The 18,323-nt window shown below is 62.0% G+C and carries 7 protein-coding genes; 2 read left to right on the top strand and 5 right to left on the bottom strand.

All coding sequences use genetic code 11. From position 1 onward, the window contains the following. The first annotated feature begins 15 nt into the window (after positions 1 to 15). Both ACPCHZ_RS14345 and ACPCHZ_RS14350 read left to right on the top strand, forming a co-directional pair. Complete coding sequence (locus tag ACPCHZ_RS14345) at positions 16 to 1,305, top strand: hypothetical protein (RefSeq protein ID WP_423485314.1); 1,290 nt, start codon at positions 16 to 18, stop codon at positions 1,303 to 1,305. A gap of 73 nt (positions 1,306 to 1,378) precedes the next feature. Continuing rightward, complete coding sequence (locus ACPCHZ_RS14350; protein ID WP_423485315.1) at positions 1,379 to 3,649, top strand: GmrSD restriction endonuclease domain-containing protein; 2,271 nt, start codon at positions 1,379 to 1,381, stop codon at positions 3,647 to 3,649. Between the two features lie 472 nt (positions 3,650 to 4,121). Here ACPCHZ_RS14350 and drmC read toward each other — a convergent pair whose 3' ends face one another. From drmC to drmD, 5 genes are read right to left on the bottom strand one after another with little or no spacing between them, the layout of a single operon-like run. Then, the gene (gene drmC / locus ACPCHZ_RS14355; RefSeq protein ID WP_423485316.1) at positions 4,122 to 4,826 is read right to left on the bottom strand and encodes a DISARM system phospholipase D-like protein DrmC; all 705 of its coding nucleotides are present in this window, start codon (positions 4,824 to 4,826) and stop codon (positions 4,122 to 4,124) included. Then, complete coding sequence (drmB, locus tag ACPCHZ_RS14360) at positions 4,816 to 6,870, bottom strand: DrmB family protein (protein WP_423485317.1); 2,055 nt, start codon at positions 6,868 to 6,870, stop codon at positions 4,816 to 4,818. Before drmB ends, drmC begins: the two co-directional genes overlap by 11 nt. Then, entirely contained in the window at positions 6,870 to 10,583 is a 3,714-nt protein-coding gene (gene drmA / locus ACPCHZ_RS14365; RefSeq protein WP_423485318.1) for a DISARM system helicase DrmA, read from the bottom strand. Before drmA ends, drmB begins: the two co-directional genes overlap by 1 nt. Beyond that, positions 10,583 to 14,629, bottom strand: coding sequence for an Eco57I restriction-modification methylase domain-containing protein (locus ACPCHZ_RS14370; RefSeq protein WP_423485319.1), 4,047 nt, complete (start codon positions 14,627 to 14,629; stop codon positions 10,583 to 10,585). Before ACPCHZ_RS14370 ends, drmA begins: the two co-directional genes overlap by 1 nt. Beyond that, the gene (gene drmD / locus ACPCHZ_RS14375; RefSeq protein WP_423485320.1) at positions 14,629 to 18,177 is read right to left on the bottom strand and encodes a DISARM system SNF2-like helicase DrmD; all 3,549 of its coding nucleotides are present in this window, start codon (positions 18,175 to 18,177) and stop codon (positions 14,629 to 14,631) included. The genes ACPCHZ_RS14370 and drmD overlap by 1 nt, the downstream gene beginning before the upstream one ends. Positions 18,178 to 18,323: the final 146 nt, after the last annotated feature.

Consider the following 18,323-nt stretch of genomic DNA (forward strand, 5'->3'; position numbering starts at 1 on the left):
ACTGGGGAGGATGCGATGACTGAGACCGGGGGGACAGTGGTTCCCGTGTGGACGCTGACGACCCGAGACACGCCCCTACCCGTTATACCGTTGGACGATTCCATGACGCCGGAGCGGCTTGCCGAAATCCGCACGGTCCTTGCGGCGGTCGCAGATGCCCCGATTGCGACCCTCGACGCCCGACCTCTCCCCGCGGACTACGACCGCAGCGCGGGGTTGGCGCTGAGCAGCGCAAGCCCCCTGGCGACCCATCTGTCACAGCTCGTTTCTTCTGCACCGAAGGCCGGCGCGGCAGCGGCAGCGACTGTCTCCGGTGAGACGTTGTATCGGATGGTCGTGCCGGCGAAGGTGGCCGGGCAACTCGGTACGAACATGGTGAAGCCGATGGCGTCCAAAGCCGTGGCTGGCGGCGTGCACAGCGCACTAACCGGCTCGAAGGGCATCGTGGCACAGGCCTCGTTCGTGCCCGTAAAGGCTGGATCGGCCGCCGGCGCTGGGGTCGCGGCAGCGGGCGCAGGCGCGTTGACCGTCGCGGCACCCCTCGTGATGATGGCCGTCGCCGTCGGTGTCAGTGCGCACGCAGAGCACAAGCGGCAACAGGCGATCGAGAACATCACCGCACTGCTCGAAAAGCTGCACAGTGATGCACTTCAACGAGAACGTAGCGCGCTCAACGGGTGTAGAGACGCCATCGAGAAGGCGCAAGCCATCCTGCTGGATCAGGGCCGCGTTGGGGTGTCATTGGGGCTCGATTCCGCCGTATACGCCATCAACACTGCTTTGGTTGAAGCAGAGGACAGATTAAAGAAGTGGACTGCAGGCCTCGACGAGATCGGCGACGCCCCAGTCGAAATAGCCAAGTTGAACAAGACTTTCAGTGGAATCGACCATGACACCGGTGAGTTCTACGCGCATCTCGAACTGACTCAGCTGGCCATCGCGCTGAAGAAGCGAGTAATTCTTATTCAAGCCGTGGAACACGCCCAACACGATCCAGCGAACCCGTTTGAGAACTTCGTACAGATACTTAAATCTGATCAGCAGAAGGTGTCGGATTTGGAGTCTGGCGTTGAACAAGTGCTATTGCGATTGTCATCGCTGCAACTCGATCGATCGAGGGGCATCCGCGACAAAGTCTTTTCGTCAGGCGCCGTCGACAACATGCTGCGGACGTCCCATCGCCTCCATCAACTCGGTGATCGAGTTGCATTGCCCGGCAGGTCATCCGATGTAGAGATTGAGATGGTGCGCAGCGCCGACGGGTCAGTGGTAGTGCTACCGGCGAAGCGGGTAGAGGCGGCGTAGAAGCGAGCTTTCACCATCAATATCACTCGGTGCTGTTGAGCTTCACGGTGAACCGAGATGAAAGGATTTGCAGTTGCCAGCGCTCTATAAGGACACCGGCTACACGCTGAATCACCTTGTGCTAGATATCGGCGCCGGCCGTATCGCCCTGCCGGACATCCAGAGACCGTTCGTCTGGTCTTCGGCGAAGGCGCGGGACCTGTTCGACTCGATGTACCGCGGGTATCCGATCGGCACCATCATGCTGTGGGAGACGGGCGTCGAGACCGGGACTCGAAAGATCGGCGATAGCGAGGACCGCTCGCCTCAGTATCTGATCGTCGATGGTCAGCAACGCTTGACCTCTTTGTATGCCGTCCTCACCGGCCAACGCGTCCTGACAAAGACATTCGAGAAGAAGCACATTCGCATCGGCTACCGACCGTCGGACGAAACGTTTGAAGTCACTGACGCGGCTATCGAGAAAGATCCTGAGTTCATCCCGGACATCACTGCGCTCTGGACGGATGGACGAAAGCGGACGGTTCGGCAGTTTCTGAAACGACTTGACGAGGTCAGAGACGGCGGTCTAACCGAAAGTGATGAAGACCTACTTGAAGATCGCCTCGACCGCGTTCACGACCTGAAGGAATTCCGTTTCCAAGTAATTGAACTGGCCGCCACGGCCGACGAAGAAGAAGTCGCCGAGATCTTCGTCAGGATCAACTCCGAGGGAGTCAAGCTCAATCAAGCGGACTTCATCCTTACGCTCATGTCGGTGCACTGGGAGAAGGGCCGACGTGAGCTCGAGTCGTTTAGCCGAGCCGCGGTCGACTCAGCGGTTACGGGACCTAGCCCGCGAAATCCCTACATTGAACCCAGCCCAGATCAGATGCTCCGTGCAGGCGTCGCGCTGGCCTTCCGCCGCGCCAGGCTCCAGCACGTCTACAGCATCTTGCGGGGCAAAGATCTAGAGTCGGGCATCGTCAGTGTTGATCGACGAATCGCTCAGTTCGAAACCCTAGCCGCCAGCCAGGAACGCGCACTCGACCTGACACACTGGCATGAGTTCCTAAAGTGCCTCTATGCCGCCGGATACCGCAGCAAGCGGATGATCACGTCAGAGAACACCGTTCTCTTTAGCTATGCGTTGTGGCTCATCGGCCGCATCGACTTCGGCCTCGACCTACACGCGCTGCGTGCTGTGATCAGCCGATGGTTCTTTATGGCTCACACAACCGGACGGTACACATCGTCGCCAGAGTCCCAACTGGAATCGGATTTGGGACGCATTCGCGATCTCCCTGCCGGCGACGGTCAAGCCTTCGTCACTGAGCTTGACCGTATCGTGACGGCAAACTTCACCAACGACTATTGGGAGATCAGCCTTCCGAACCGGCTGGACACATCCTCTCCGCGGTCTCCAGCATTGTTCGCGTATCTCGCGGCGCTAAGCCTTCTTGACGCAGAGGTACTTTTCAGCGACATCAAAGTTCGACATCTACTCGATCCAACGAGCGTCGCACCAAGGGCTATGGAGCGGCACCATCTGTTCCCAAAGAAGTATCTTGCAACGCAGGGCATTACGGCCACCAAACAGGTAAACGCTATCGCCAACATGGCCTTCCTCGACTGGGCCGAGAATGCTGTTATTAGCAGCAGCGGTCCCGCCGATTACTGGTCGACGATGTCATCCAAGGTGCCTTCCGAAAAGCTCAAGCGACAGGTGTACCTACATGCGTTGCCCGTCGGGTGGGAACAGCTCGCCTATCAAGAATTCTTAGCCAAACGGCGAACTTTGATTGCTCGCGTTGTCCGCGAGGGATTCGCCACTCTATGGGGCTCCGCACCGTCCCCGCGTGAAGCCACCATCGAGGACGTGATCGCAGCGGGCGAGTCTCAGACCACCGAGTTCAAATCGACCGCGCGTTGGAATCTCCATACAATGCAGGCGGATCCGAAGATGGAGCATGTCATCGTCAAGACCGTTTGCGGCTTCTTGAATGCCGAGGGTGGCACGCTCTTGATCGGAGTTGACGACGGAGGTGGCGTCGTCGGCTTGCAGGCTGACTTCGACACGTTGGGAAGTAAAGGCAACGCCGACGGCTACGAGCTCTTCCTGCGGCAGCTGTTGGATGTCAACCTCACCGTCGCCACCGCTGCGACTGTCCGTATCTCGTTCGAAACCAGAGGTGCGCAGCAGATTTGCGTAGTGTCGGTGGCGGCGTCCGGAAAGCCAGTCTTCGCAAAGCCGGTCAAGGGATCAGGTTGGAACGCCGAAGAGTTCTGGGTCAGAACGGGAAATGCAACAAGGCAGCTCCACGGTGATGACATGATGGAGTATCGCGAGCAGCACTGGGGTTAGTGACAACGACCGAGCTGCAGGCGCAGCATCGTTCCGAACACAGCGCTCATTCATGCGTCATGAGTAGGCGGCTCGGCTACGCCCTGCGTAATCGCGAGATCTCCGCCCGGAGGCACCTTTGCGTCCTACGCTAATGCCATGGCGCTAATTCGGTCTTTGAGCCCCGATGAGCACGAAGCAAGACCTCCACGCACTGAGGTCGACTGCGTGTATCAAGTCGTCCTGTCAGACAAGGGAACGCCGCTCCTCCGCCTTGCCACGCTCGGGTCAGATAGCCGCAAACTCCACCCCAAGCCGAGCCAAATAATTGAGCTAGACCGCGCCATGGCCTGCAAGTTGCTCCAGGTCATCGCAAACGCATTTCCCGGCCTTGTCAGTACTCCTTGCAACGAAGATCCGCCGGGTGCAGTGCCTACTGCATAGTTGATCGACACAACTGCTTCACGGATCACGGCATCGACGACTTGCATTGCTAAACAAGCTCGTACAGACTCCCCCGCTTGCTTGCCATCGTCGACTCGATCGACGCTGCAAGGCCGCTGTCGCGAATCAGCAAACCGAACTCGACGTTTCGATTCTCGGCGTTGTAGGAGAAGTTTGCGCTTGTCAGCAAAACGACCTCATGGTCGACGACGATGAACTTTGTGTGGCTGACGATCGGCTGTCCGTTGGGCAAGTTGGCTGAGCGGTACACAGTTGCTCGCGGGAGCCGTGCCTTGACGCCGCCAGGATCGCCCCTGCCGGCATCGACGTACACACACACGACAACGTCGGGCTCCTCCGACACTGCCTTAAGGGCGTCCCACATGTTCGATGTCGGTGCGAAGTTGTAAGTCGCGCATGTCACCGAGGTGCGGGCGGCGGCGACCACGTCGTGAAATTGGTTGGTCAAGTGCCCAGTCGTCGCTTCATTTCCCGGCATCGTCCACACGGGGACCAGATCGCGGTAAGCTGACTTCGCACCTGCAATCCCGCGAAGCACCGCGACAGACAACGCGGGTTCGGCGTGTCCGAGTTCCGCCGCCTTCAGAAATTCCGAAACCTGCTCCCGCCGTGCGGGGCTGACCGACGCCAGTGCGTGGGCGGTATGCGCGCCAGCCCCGATGAGCACTGCCAGGCTTTCGGCCTCAGTCACGGTCAGGTACTCACCGAGTTCTTTCAGCGGGTCATCGGACATCGGGGCTCCCGAAGAACCCCGGCACCGGCTTGCCGTGCGCGCTCGGCAAGGTGAGGAGAAAGCGGCGGTCAAGGTACCGGTTGGCCCTCTCACACGATGTCTCCGACGCGAAGGCGCAGCAGTGGCAGGCTGCTCCATGCAGGAACTCTTCGGGATCACTCGGAGTTCGCATGGCACACACAGGGTCCGAAGAGCACCGAGCAGCTCGTCGTAGCGCTGAAATCGCCAGGCCCTGTAGTCGAGACGGTTCAGACAGCGCGACCAGACCACCGAGAGTGCCCTCGCTATCTGAGGCGGTGGTGCAGATCAGCAGGCCGGCCGCACCCTCGCGGTGTGCGGAGGCCGGCCAGCCGTAGATCCGCTCGCTTAAACTGGCAGCGCCGTACCCACACGTCATCGCCATTTCACGGATTAGGACGTGAGACAGGGTGTGCAGCAGCCAGTATCGAGGTGCGGGCAACCGGGTCTCTGGCTCCACTGCCCCGGCTGTCTCAGAAAACCGGTTGCGGAAGTTGCGCAGATGGGCTGCCTTATGCGCGGCCCATAACGGAGTGTTCCGGATGCTGTTCTCCCAGGTTTCGACCGCATCGAGACTGAGCTGCAGGAAGATTCCCTCACCACGATCCTCCGTCGCGGGCACCCACGTCGGCTTGCCGTTGCGGGTGAGCTTGACCAGTCGGCCGGGTAGGTCGTTGACCCGGTCCATTTCATCGAGACGGGTGAACCCGATGAAGGCATTGACCTTCTTCATCTGGTTGACGGCGACGACCCGGCTGATCTGCGGGGGCAGCTCAGAGCCGCGGGTCATGTCGGTCACCATCAGCCCCGTGGTGTTCTTCTGGGAGGGGAACAGCGCAGGCTTCTGCAGGTACTGCCATTCTGGCACCATGAGTTCTACGGGATCCCAGTCGTCGCGCTTCTTCTTGCGCTCCTCATCCGACTCCGGCGGCGTAATCGCGTCGGCAACCGCGGTCGCGAGACCCTCATTTGAAACACCGCTCAGGTCAATATCTTTCATACCCGCCATCGCGCGGATAACATCGAGTTGTCCGGCGAACTGCTTAACCGTGTCAACCCCGAGCTCCAGCCGCAGCAGGTCACCAAGGGCTTCGGCTTTCTCGGCATCGGTGCGCGGCATAACGATGATCGATTGCGTGGAGGCGAACCACAGGTTGGAGGCACCCATCATGATCAAAGTCGGCCGCGCATCACACTCTTTGTCGAAAGCGTTCAAATGTGGGTGCCGTCCCCGGCAGGTCTGCGGCAGCTTGTCGCGGCCCACCGAGCCCTGTGCCTCCGCCATGCCACGGGTGGAGCCGCACTGCGTGCACGCGATCATCGAACCGACGCTCTTGCCGACGTTGGCGTCGCGCATCTTCAGGTCGGGCCGCTCCGCCTTGGGGCATCGCCGACCGCGATGCACCCACGGTTCGTACGGAAACTCGTCGACGTGACCGTTAGTGCACGTCAGCAGATGCTGCGCGGGTACCGCGGGGCTCTCCCGCTTCCCCGTCTTCGTACCACCGCGTTGCGCGCCGCGGCCCGGACAGCCCTTGTGAGTGAACTGCGCGAGATCGGGGCGGAAGGGATGGGTATTGGTGTAGCTGAACCGTGGCAGCGGGCCGAGGTAATCACACCCCGTGCACCGCAACCACTGCGGGAAGACTCGGGCGGGGATGCCTAAGTCGGCACCCTCTTTGGCGAACGAGTTCTGCTTGGGCTGCCAGGGATAGGGCCGCAGCGCGTCCACCTGCGGACCGAGGTGCATCCGAATCACATTGAGCAGCCGGGGCTCGATGACCGCCGGTATCTTCTCGCGCCGTTTCCAGATGGGCTCCCAGTCGTCCAACCCTGCGGGCATCACCGAAAAACCGGGCAGATCCATGATCGCGCCCGGCCCGTAGGTGTACAGCAGCGACGAGGGCCGTGACGAGCCCACCTTGGCGCGGTTCTTGACCACCGCGTCTTCAGCGTCGGCCAAGGGGTCCAGCGTCTCCCCCGGGTCATGCAGCATCATCGCTTCGAACGACGTGGTATCGGTCATCAGTCCTCATCCCCCACTGGCAGGATCCACCGTGGTGCACCGTCGGGAACGTGCGCGAATAGACGCTCCGGGATCGGGCTGACGAGGATGTTGATCTCCGGCTGCACTTCTCGCATCGAGTTCGCGACGACGAACGGAGCCTGATTCGACGAGCCGACACCGGCTTTGGCGTTCTCAGGGCTCATCAACAACGGCAGATACTTGTCCCCTTCCCCGGTGCGCTCGTACACCAGAGTCCTGTGCGTGTCGCTGGCGCGGTTGGCGCGATCTACCCACCGATCGATTCGATTGACCAATCGGTCGCTGGCATACTTCACCCTCGCATCATCCTGCGCCGCGGCCGAGATCCTGGCTTTGAGTCGTTCGGCCACCCGCTCGACCACGTCCCGGTGCTCCTTGATCCGCCAAGCACCGCGCTCCTGGGAGAGCCCGTCATCGAGGGGTGCCTGCACTACGCGGGCCACGCTGACCAACAACCCGTCCAATCCTCGATCCAACGACGTCGGCGAGTACGGCGTCACCGACAACGCTTCCACCTGAGAATAGAACGTCTCGTGGTAGTGACGGAACTGTTCGTAATGCGCCAGATCGCGAGGACGAGCCCAATTACCGAGCGTCACAACCAATCCGGGTTTCGAGGCGTCGCGGCCGACACGGGAAGAAGCCTGAATGTATTCGGCGGTGTTCTTGGGCTGGCCGACGACGAGCATCAGCCCGAGTCGCTGCACGTCGACACCGACCTGCAGCATCGAGGTTGCCAGCACCACGTCGAACGGCGCCTCCTTGCGCGTGGTCACCTTCTTGCCGTCGCGCTGTGCTGCCATTCGAGCCTGGAAGGCTTCGGTGGTGTCATATTCAGGGTCGAAGTCCAACCCCAACCGGTCCAGTGTGCGGCCGATCTCCGACGACGCGATCCGTGCGGTGAGTTCACCGGTATTCAGCAGGCCGAACGCGGCGCCGTGGCGGGGTGGGAACCCGGAGTCTTTGCGGGGACGCTTGATTCGATTCTGCACATCGTCACCCATGTAGCGGGTCATGCCCGCCAGCTCGCGGGTGGCATTAAAGTATCCAACTAGCGTCAGGTAGGGGTCGGCGGCGATGCCGCTGCGGTCCAACAGCAGCTGCCCGGCCGAGAGCAACACCTCCGAGACGCGGATCTCGGCGCTGGCCAGGCGCACTCCCTGCGCGCTCACCCCGATGTAGCGGCGGCCGGGCGTTGTTTTGGTGACCGGGATCTCGCGGGAGAAGTAGGTGTCTGCGACATCGAGCACCTGCGGCGGAAAAATCTCTAGGCGCCGCCCATACAGGCCGCGCACCTGCTCCTGCGCATTACGGACGGTAGCGGTGGACGCGACAATCAGCGGCCGCACAGGCTTGCCGTCGGGCTGTTCCCAGGAAGCCAGGGTCCCCACCGCAACCTCGAACAGGCCAACGGAGGTGCCCAGCGCCCCGGTAATCAGGTGCAGCTCGTCCTGGATGATCAGGTCTGGAGGGCGAAGCCGGTTCACCGGATGGACTGTCGCCGCGGGGTATCCGTTCACGGCCGGATGCGCGGTGGAGATGTTGCACGCGGCGTAGTCAGGGTGGACGTAGCCGTGGCGACCGCAACGCCGTCCGACGTAGCCGAACAATGCCGCAGCTTCGCCCTCACGGGCCAGGCGGGCGAACTTGTCGACGGTGGCGATGACGAACGCCGGCGTCAGCCGGTAGATCTCCTCGTCCACGGTCAGAATCGGCAGACCCTCCGTGACCTGGCCGCCCTTCGCGAACGGGCAACGCGCCAGATCATCACCGCAGTAGACGAACACCCGCCGGGCCGTAGCATCGGCCTTGACCTGTGCCGCGGTGATCGGGGTGCCACACCATGGGCAGCGCTGGACCTGGAGCACGGTAAGCCGATGCGACCCGTATTCGTTGGCCTTGGTCAGCTGCTCGTCGGCCTCCTCGAAGCGTTTCGGGCTCACGTCGGTACCCACCCACAGCCCGATCCGAAACGGTTCAGGGCCCCAGATGGTTTCGTCAGCTTGGCGCGCCAGCTCGGCCGCGCACACCAGTGCGGTGGCACGCTGGAACTGCTGGGCGGTGAGCAGCCGTAGCGTGTAGCGCATCAGCACCGCTACACCGTCGCGGCCGTCCAGCGGGCCGTCGGAGGAATCAACGACACCCTGGCGGCGGCGTATCGCGAACGTATAGGCGGCCAGCCCGAGGTAGGCCTCAGTCTTGCCGCCACCGGTCGGGAAGAACAACAACTCGACTTGCGCCAGGTGCGCGGCACTGCGCAGCGGCGCTGCCGGGTGGGTTAGGGCTCCGAGTTGCATCAGGATGAACGCCAGCTGGAACGGCCGCCACGATGCGGCCTTCGCGCCAGCTTCGGCCACTTTGCTTTGTGCATGAGTGATCGACAGGGCAGGATCCGATGCGCGCACTGCGGCCACCTGAGAGGCGATGCGCTGATCGCGCATCACAGCGTTCATGAACTGAAAGCAGCGCAGCGCTTCAGAGTCGGCCACGACGTGTTCGAGCCCCGCTTGCAGTCGCTTGTGGGCCCGGCGGGCTTCCACCAGTGCCAGGTCGGCAGTATCGCGAAGATGCGGCGGCAACTGCGTGGTCGCTGTTTCCTGAGTCTCGAGCCAGTCCCCGTAGCCGTCGATCAGGGGCTGCAGTCCGGAGCGGACCTGTTCTGCTGTCGCGGTCGCGAGGACATCCATGGATAGCAGTGCGTTCTCGACGTCGCGTGCCTGCGTCTGCGGGGTCTCAGCCACCGGCAGCCACGTGGTCCATACCGCGGCGGCGCGTCGAGAGCCCTTCTTGACAGTCCAGTCCACCGAGCAGGTCCGACCGATCGCGTACTCAAGCCTATTGCGGTACTGCAGATTTAGACGTTGCACCTCGGGGTCGTGTTCCGGCAAGTTCTGCTCGAGCACATCACACACCGGGAGAAACACCTCCGCGCCCCCGGCATCGATGTACAGCTTGGTTTGGAACATCCACATGCCGATCGGAATCGGCATCGGTGTCTCGCGGTCGTTGCACAGCGCGATCTCGATGAGCACCCGCCCGTACGTCGTATCGTTGTAGCGGTCCACCCGAAGACAGATGGTGTCGCGCAGCGGAATCGTCGTCGTCCGTCCGGCATCGAGACTGGCAAGGCGGATGGTGCGGGGTTCTTCGACCGGGACGCGCTGGAAATGGCGAATCGGTCGGCCCGCTTTGGTGACCTTGTCGGTCTGTACCGACTCGTAGGTCCCCCACGACACCGTGACCGTGAACGCTTCCAAGTCGGGCGGTACCTGAAACCGCAGACCCATCGACGAGGGAATCATCAACCCCTGCCTGGGTGCCCGGTCCTCAGCATCATCGTCGGCAGCGTCGGCCTCAACGTCATCCGCGGCAAACGCCGGAATGCCCCGTCCATCAGCCGCGGCATTCTCGTCAGCGCGAGCCTCGGCCAGCTCGCCACGCTCAATGCCATCGGCGGCGTCACCATTACCGGCTGTGGCGCCTGTGAGCCGCACTGGCGCGATGTATCCGACCAAGTACTGGGAGCGTGGGCTGAAGGGCAACAACTCATCGGGACCATGAATGGGTCCGAGCAATTCGCGCCCCAGAATGTCGACCAAGTTCTCCCGAACCGTGAACGACGATCCGTCCGGCTCGTACGTCAACGCATAGGTCGCCGCCGGCTCCTTCGCATTCGCAGTGGAATTAGTCACTACAGCAGTGTCCCCTGTCCATCTGCCGCCTTCTTGCCTCGGCGAACCTTGTCTTCTGGCTTCACTGTCCCGGACGCCTGGCGGTGGTTTTCCTCCAGAAGTCTCCTTCTGAGTTCTGACCGATCTTCTTCGCTACACGCGAAGCGTCGAACGCCGGCAATTTCGAAGAACCCGTACTTAGGGGATAGATCCTTCCAGCCGTAGCCATCTAACACCACGCGATCGAGCGCAACGTGTGCGTCCCTAAGTTCGCGTATATCGGGGCCCAGTGCCTTCGGATCATCTACGGCATTGTAGAGCTTCGTTGTTGATACAAATCGGGCTAGGGCGCGGTTTCGCGCGCTGATAAAGGATTCCGCCACCGGAGAGATCCGGATTTCATCCAGATGGGGGAAAGGGAAGGTCCGAAGACATCTCGACACAACATAATAGCTGGTAGAACCGCGGTTGGTGCGCGTGGCCTCGAACCAAGCGATATGAGCTATAGACGATAGCACCCCCAATACTGCGGCAGAATCGCTTGCGATCAACACAACTTGATCGGAAAAGACGGACCGCACGTCCGTCGAAAACATGAACGTTGGAACTCTCGTCATGCGAGCCAAGACAATAAATCGGTCACGCGACTGACAGTCGGAAATGAGGTCCTCACGCTTGTCCCAATATGCCCAATACCGCACCTCGTGGATCTGGCTTGTTATCGCATCACGCACAGGTTTTACAGTCCTACGAAGATGGCTAGCCAAGGTAGGCGCCGCCGTAAATACTTCTTCCTCGGTTTCGAATCTGTTGACATCGATTACGGAAACACCAGACGAGACGCCAGACAAAAATGACTGCCCGTTCACAAAGGGCCGAAGTAATTGCCTCTCCTGATCGCTGAGGTCCGCCAAGATCGGATCTTGAGCACGAATAAAGAAGCCTTCGCCGTAAACGGACACTCCATTACCCGCGCGAAAAGGGGCAGGTAGTTTCGATGCATGAGATAAGTCAGCTCGCCCACCATCTGACAAGGAGGAAGTTATACTGCGAACCTTCTCATTATCCAATACCGCAGCTAACTCCGGCATCCCGACCGACTCTTTAGTCGCCCATACTATGGATGCTCCTGTTGCCACTTTCCCAGGCCACCTAAATGCCGTAACAGCCCTGAAGATTCTGCCCGTCTGCGCTAAGATAGCAGTGCTCATGTGAGCTGTATCGCCTTGTCCGATACGGTCGGTGCCAATCAAACCGACACTCCCGCGACGGGTAAGAAGTGACCATGCTCTCCTGAAGAAGTGTGCACACAGGTCAGCAGACCCCTTCTGGCCACCGAGGTCAGCTTTAAACCAGCTCTCACAATTGGGGCCAAGCGCAACGGCTATTTTTTTACCAGCCAAGAATGGCGGATTGCCGACTATTGCATCAAAGCCTCCACGGTCGACTATGACGTCTGGGGCTGCAAGTACCCAGTGGTTAGGTAGCCAGTACTCGTAGTCGGTGTCGACAGTGGGCCGTAGACCCCTCTCGATGATCGCATTCAACATTGCCGGATCAGGTGTGCCAGAATTCGGGAACGCGGCTTTCACCGCCGCGCGAAGGTTCTCGTAGGCTTCGTCGAGCGCTTTGCCTGGCTTCCCGCCCAATGGAAGGCCGGCCGCGACGATCCCGTCGGCGATCTTGCGCAAATCGGCTGTTGTACTTTGCAACTGCTCCAGCTGGCGACGCTTTGCCGCACTGTTGCGCGCTGGGTCGTTCTCGTCAATCTCGGTTGCAAGTTTGCGACGCAATTCGGCCGCCCTTTGGATGACCGCGTCGATGTCCACGTTGAAAATGTCAAACATTTCGCCGACCGGCACGCGGGACGGGTCGATATGAAGTCGGCGAAGCTGATGGAGACTCGTGATTCCGAGCAGCGAGTTCCCAAGGAATACCTTGTCGTCGACAAACGAGAACGGCAAGTCGCGGTCAAGCGACACCAGCCACAGCGACAGTTTGCACATCTCGACGGCCATGTCGTTGATGTCGGCGCCATAGAGGCAGTTGGCGACGACCACTCGGATGGCTCGACGATGAAGATCACTGCGGTGGGCGTTCGCGGAATCCTCAGCGGTCCACGCTTCGACTACTCGATCAGCTAGATAGCTAGCTGCCGACACCAGGAATGCTCCTGAGCCGCAAGCGATATCGGCCACCTTCAGACTCAGCAGGTCATCCGAGGATTTGAGTCTCCACTGAGATTCGTCAGCGGTTTGATAGGGACCGGGTGAGTAGCACAGTGGCTGCAGCGCGTGCAGGACGACTTCTCGGGCGAGTGACTTGGGTGTGTAGTGCGCTCCGGCGTTCTTACGGGACGGGGTTTCCTTAACCATTAGCCCGCCGGTGAGTACCACGAATGGTCGGCCTCGGAGGTCCTGCCGCATGATGCCTAACCACGGCAACACGTGTTCACGAAATGCGGTGTCGTCGCCGACCGCTTGCGCCAGCCCGCTCACGACGCTCGGGTCCGGCTGCGCGCCAAAATTCTTCGAGATAGCCGCCACCGAATGCGGTTTGGCAGAAGGCTGATCATCCTCGATGTGCGCGCGGATTGCCTCGGCCAACTTCTTCGGGGTGGTGTTGGTCGCGGCGAGCCGTTCCAGCCCGGATAGCGTGATCTCGGGTTCCTCGCCACGAGTTCCCTGCAGGCCGAGATGAGTCTCCGCCACAGTGACAGCGGTGTAACCGAGCAAACCCTCGTAGATGTAGCCGATCTGTTCGACATCGATGTCGCGGAACGAGATTCGCCTTGCCTCACCGCCTTTGAGGACCGCCTGCTGCACCGAGCGAAGCGTGTGAAGCATCACGCGGTCGGACACGGTGATCGCCAGGGTTCCGTGGGCTGTGAGTCCTGTGAGGAACGGGAAGCGGTCTGGGTCGAACAAGGAACCGCCGTAGGCAGGCACCCGCATGTTCTCGAAGGACGCACCGCCATAGAGCGCCTGGCTGGTTGCGAGCAACCGATGCCACGTCAGCGAGGTGGCATCGAGGGCCTCTTCGCTCTCCTCGGCTTCGCGTGCTTGCAGCCGATCCAGTTCGTGGGAAATGCCGTACCCCTGCTCGAACAACTCCCCCGACGGCAGCAGGCCGCGTTCCTCAGCGAACAGCAGGAACACGATCCGCATCATGATGGTCACTGCGGCTTCGTAGCTTTGGTGGGTGTCGGCGGGTAACGGATCGGGTTCACCGCGTTGATGAGCGTCACGCGCCGATTCGGAGAACGACTGGATGAGCAGCTCGACCGCGCGACGCACCTGCGCCCCGAGGGCTTCGGTGATCTCCTCGGCGGCAGCCACGGATTCCTCGAACAGCACCGGCAGCCGCTCTTCTTCCTTGCCGCCAATGATGTGCTGACGCGAGATCAGCGTCAGGAAAGCGTCGCGGGTGCGGGTTTCCTCCACCCAGGTCAGCGCATCGACGACTCCGGAGGCCGTCATGGCGCCGGCGCGTGCGCACACCAGTGCCCACCAGCGCCCGTCGGTGACGATGCCGATCGGAATGTCGTTGTCGCGCAGCAGCGCTTCCATTCGGTCGACCGGGGTGGCCGCCCACAGGTCACTGGGGACCTGTCGCAACGAGTCGACAGGGTCGATCACCGACACCAGCGCGCCGATGGCGCCGTCGGGGTCCAGTAGGGCTCCCTCGGCGCCGACAGTGACGGCACGGTTGGGTGACTGAGCCGTGATGCCGGCGACGGGTCCCCAAGACAGGGATTCGGCCCAGCCGACGACATCGCGCAAGACGGTTTCGACCCATTTGTCGCGCGCGATGCGGTATGCGTCATCGGTCGTGCCGTCGTTGCCGGTGGCTCGGTCTGCCGTCTCCCATGCGGCTTCGAAGTCCTTGCGGGCGTACAGCAGTGCTTCTTTGCGTTCGTCGTCCAAGGCTGGCATGCCCTGCGGCCATACCCGCTTGAGTGGTGCGATTGCCAGGAACGGGCCGTCGGTGTCGACGAGTTCGAGCCATGCGCGGTGTAGCTCGGAAACGTTGGGTGTCGCACGCCGCCGGGGTGTGCGCGGCGCCATCAGCGCAGCCCTCCTTTCGCGTCCTCGGGGGTGAGGGCGAAAACCACCGCGGCGGCGGTGGTGTGGGGTTTGACGTCGGCGTAGCGGTCGGTGATCGCGGCGATCTCGCGGGCCTCCTCGTCGTCGAGTTCGTCGAGGCGGCGCTGCATCGAGTCGATGTCGCGGCGCCACTGCTTTTGCTGGTCGTCGGCCCAGAGCATGGCTTGGGCTTCGGCTTCCTTGCTGCGCAACAGATCCAGTGATTCGCCCAGGTTCGTTCGGAATGCGGCGAAGATGTCGCGGGCCCGCTGGATATCGGAGGCCCGGCGTTTGTCTAGTTGCTCCAGTACCCGGGTGTGTCGGCGGTCGGCGCGGGCGTGCATAGATTCTTCCAGTCGTTCCCGTAGCGGTGCATCCGGGGCGTTCCAGAGGTCGCATAAGTCGTCGCGAATCCGGCGGCTGGCCAGGGTCAGCAGGTCGCCGTCGAGGGCATGATCGAGGGCCTGTTCGGCTTTCTCCTCGGCCATCGCGCGACGGCCCTTCAACCGCACACCGACCAGGAACACCTCCTCGTGCAGCCGCACACCGCCTCGGCCGACGAGCACCATGCGGGTCACGGCCGCGACGAACGACTCCGCCGTATCGTCGACCACAACCGCAGTGACTCGGTTTAGGGTGGAATCCACACTCCACAGCGAGCGGCGAAGCAGCCGTTGCGCTTTCTGCACGATCGGGTGTCCGAGGTGGACGTACACCAGGTCCGCGCGTCCTTCGGCGGCGGTCGGATCGAACGTAATCGGACGCAGTACTTCGGGTTTCAGTCGGGTGGCCAAGCCTTTGAGGGTGTCCTGCCATGCGGGGCTCAACGGCGGCATTTCGAAGACCTCGGCGTCGGTGTCGGCCTCGCCGACCGGCTCCAGCGGGAGCTGATGGTTGATCCGCAGGGCCGTGTCGACGACTCGACGAAGGTTCTGCGGCTCGAGGTGCAGATCGGCCCGCGATGCGTCGTAGCCGCGTTCGAGTTCGGTGAGCCGCGTATTGAGTTCGATGCCGCCGGCTAAGGCTTCCTGGATAACCTTGTTGCCATCAAGCCCCTTGGCTTTGCGTTTGGCCGGTGCGCGGCGGGCGAAGTGTTCTTGGATCTCGTCACCGATCACCTGGTTGGCCGATCCCAAATCCACCTCGACCTGAGCGATCTTCTTGGCGATGCGTGCCATGAAGTTCGCGTCGGCGGCGTAGGTGGAGGACTTGTCGTTAGGCACGAAGTGAAACACCTCGGGTGTTTCGGTTTGCCCGTAGCGGTCGATGCGGCCGATGCGTTGTTCGAGCCGGGAGGGGTTGAACGGGATGTCGAAGTTCACCAGCCGGTGGCAGTGGTTCTGCAGATCGATGCCTTCGCCGGCGGCATCGGTGGCCAGCAGCACCCGCACCGGTTCCTCTGTCGGGTCGGCGGTGAACTGGGACCGGATGTACTCCCGGTCCTCTGTGGGGGTTGCGCCTTCGATAACGGCCAGCCGGTCGGCGTAGCCGCGCTGGGTCAGTACTCGCTGCAGCCAGCCGAGCGTGTGGGCGTATTCGGTGAACACCACGACCCGCTCGTTGGTCCAGTGGGTGCCGTCGGGCCGGCAGACCGCGTCGAGGAAGGTGATCAGCCGTTCCAGGCGTGAGTCGTGCCTGCTTTCGTAGCTCAATCCCCAGTCGGCGAGTTTCTCCAGCTGACCGGGTTCAGCGGCGCTGAGCGGGTCGGAGGCCTTGGACTCACGCAGCCGCTCGGCCTCGTCGTGCTCCCACAGGCCTTCCTCCTCGTCGGCTTGGCCTTCACCGAAGATGTCGTCGTACTCGTCGTCGCGCAGGCCACGCCCGGCTCGTGCGTCGCGGTAGTGGCTGATCGTCATCCCAAAGGCGAACGGGCTGGACAGGAACCGCTTCTTAAGCAGCATCGTCACGATGTCGCCCCCCGGTTTGGTGCCGTTCTGCTTGGCGCTGCGGGTGACGATCTCATCGAGCAGGGAGAACATCTCCTGTTCGCTGTCCTCGGGCGTGAAGTCGAGGATCTTGACCTCACGGTCTTTGAACCCGTGGCCCTTGAGATCGCGCTTGAGGCGGCGCACCGTCACGTCCTTGAGCGCGACGGCGTCTAGCAACGCGCCGCGGGAGAACCGACGGGGATCGATCATCTCCATGAGCGCGGTGAACGATTCCGGGTAGCCGTTGTGCGGGGTGGCGCTCAGGAACAGGCGGTGCTCGCACGTGTCGGCGAGTTGGCGCACCGCGACGGTTCTTTGGGTGTCCACCGAGTAGCCGCGCCCACCGGCAATGGTTGAGGGGCTCGACGGCGCCACGTGGTGAGCTTCATCGACGATGAGCATGTCGAAGGCGAGCCGCTTGCCCAGCTTGGGGTTCTTGGCCTGTGCGTAGACGTCGCGCAGCAAGCGCTGGCAGCGCACCTGCGGCAGCCACGCCATGGACACGATCACCCGCGGATATAACTGGAATGGGTTGGCGTGCAGACCGTGGGTGCGGCGCACCTCGGCCATCAGCTCGCTGTTGACGATGACGAACTGGAGACCGAACTTGTCCCGCATCTCGTCTTGCCACTTCAGCGCCAAGCTCGGCGGGCACACGATCACCGCGGTGCGGGCCCGATGCCGCAGGAACAGTTCCTGCACCACCAGGCCAGCTTCGATGGTCTTGCCCAATCCGACGTCATCGGCCAGCAACAGGTTGGTTCGCGGGCTGGTCAACGCGCGGCGTAGCGGTTCGAGCTGGTAGGCCTCCACGGTGACGCCGGACCAGAATGGCGCCTGGTAGCGGTTAGGGTCCGCCGAGGTGACCGCACCCCAGCGCATCGCGTCGATGAAACCGGCCAAGGTGACGGGATCATCAAAGCCCTCCGGGTTGATGTGCTCGGGCAATCCCTGCGGCGGAGTGACGGTCTTGCCGACCTCCAGCTCCCAGATCACCGAGAGCTGCTCACCTAGGCGGTCCTCGTCGAGTGACTGCAGGTCGACGACGTGATTGAGCTTCGCTGCTGCATCGTCTGCCGGGCTGAGCGGCAAACCTTGGGCCTGAACATTGGCGACCGCCCACGTCGAGCCACGCACCTCGACGACCTGGCCGGGTTCGGGCACGGACGGGGCAGCTACGAGCACAGGTGATCCTCCGGGTGGTGGCGCTGGCCGAACAGTATCGCCGTCGATACCGACAACGGCGCGGATGGTGTCTTCGGACACCCCGAAGTGCTCGGCAGTCCGCTTGACCACCTCGGCAGAGGCGTCGTGTCTACGGGTTGGGTCGGCAATGGAGGTCGTAACGCTGAAATCCCGTCGGATCTTGTTGCGCTGGCCCGACGTCAGCAGCTCCTCCGGTAGTGCGGCCGGCAGCTCGTCATAGAGCAGGAACTCGACGGTGTCGTGGGAGATGCCGTACTTTGCTTCGAGTTGGGCGCAGGTGTTACGCATCGCCCATTCAATGCCGTGTTCGTCGATCGCTTCTTGGACGGCTCGACGGATGGTGTAGCGCTGGCCCGGCGACAAGTGGTCGGCCTCTACCTGCGGTGTCTCCCCCACGCAATCCACGTTAGCTGGGCAAGTCTGCATGTGATGGCGCGTTCGCAGACCAGCTCGAGAACGATGGACCGCCGGCAGCACAGCGGGGCTCTAGTTGGCCGCACTTCGGCTTTGCAAATATGAACGATGTCCTGTTCGCGAGCATC

Origin of the sequence: Mycobacterium sp. NPDC050041 (genome assembly GCF_049541695.1) — a bacterium.
Lineage (GTDB): Bacteria > Actinomycetota > Actinomycetes > Mycobacteriales > Mycobacteriaceae > Mycobacterium.

What these genes read in the sequence shown, in the direction of transcription:
- ACPCHZ_RS14345 (WP_423485314.1), top strand. Translation starts at nt 16, where the DNA reads ATGACTGAGACCGGGGGGACAGTGGTTCCCGTGTGGACGCTGACGACC.
- ACPCHZ_RS14370 (WP_423485319.1), bottom strand. Translation starts at nt 14,629, where the DNA reads ATGGCGCCGCGCACACCCCGGCGGCGTGCGACACCCAACGTTTCCGAG.
- drmB (WP_423485317.1), bottom strand. Translation starts at nt 6,870, where the DNA reads ATGACCGATACCACGTCGTTCGAAGCGATGATGCTGCATGACCCGGGG.
- drmC (WP_423485316.1), bottom strand. Translation starts at nt 4,826, where the DNA reads ATGTCCGATGACCCGCTGAAAGAACTCGGTGAGTACCTGACCGTGACT.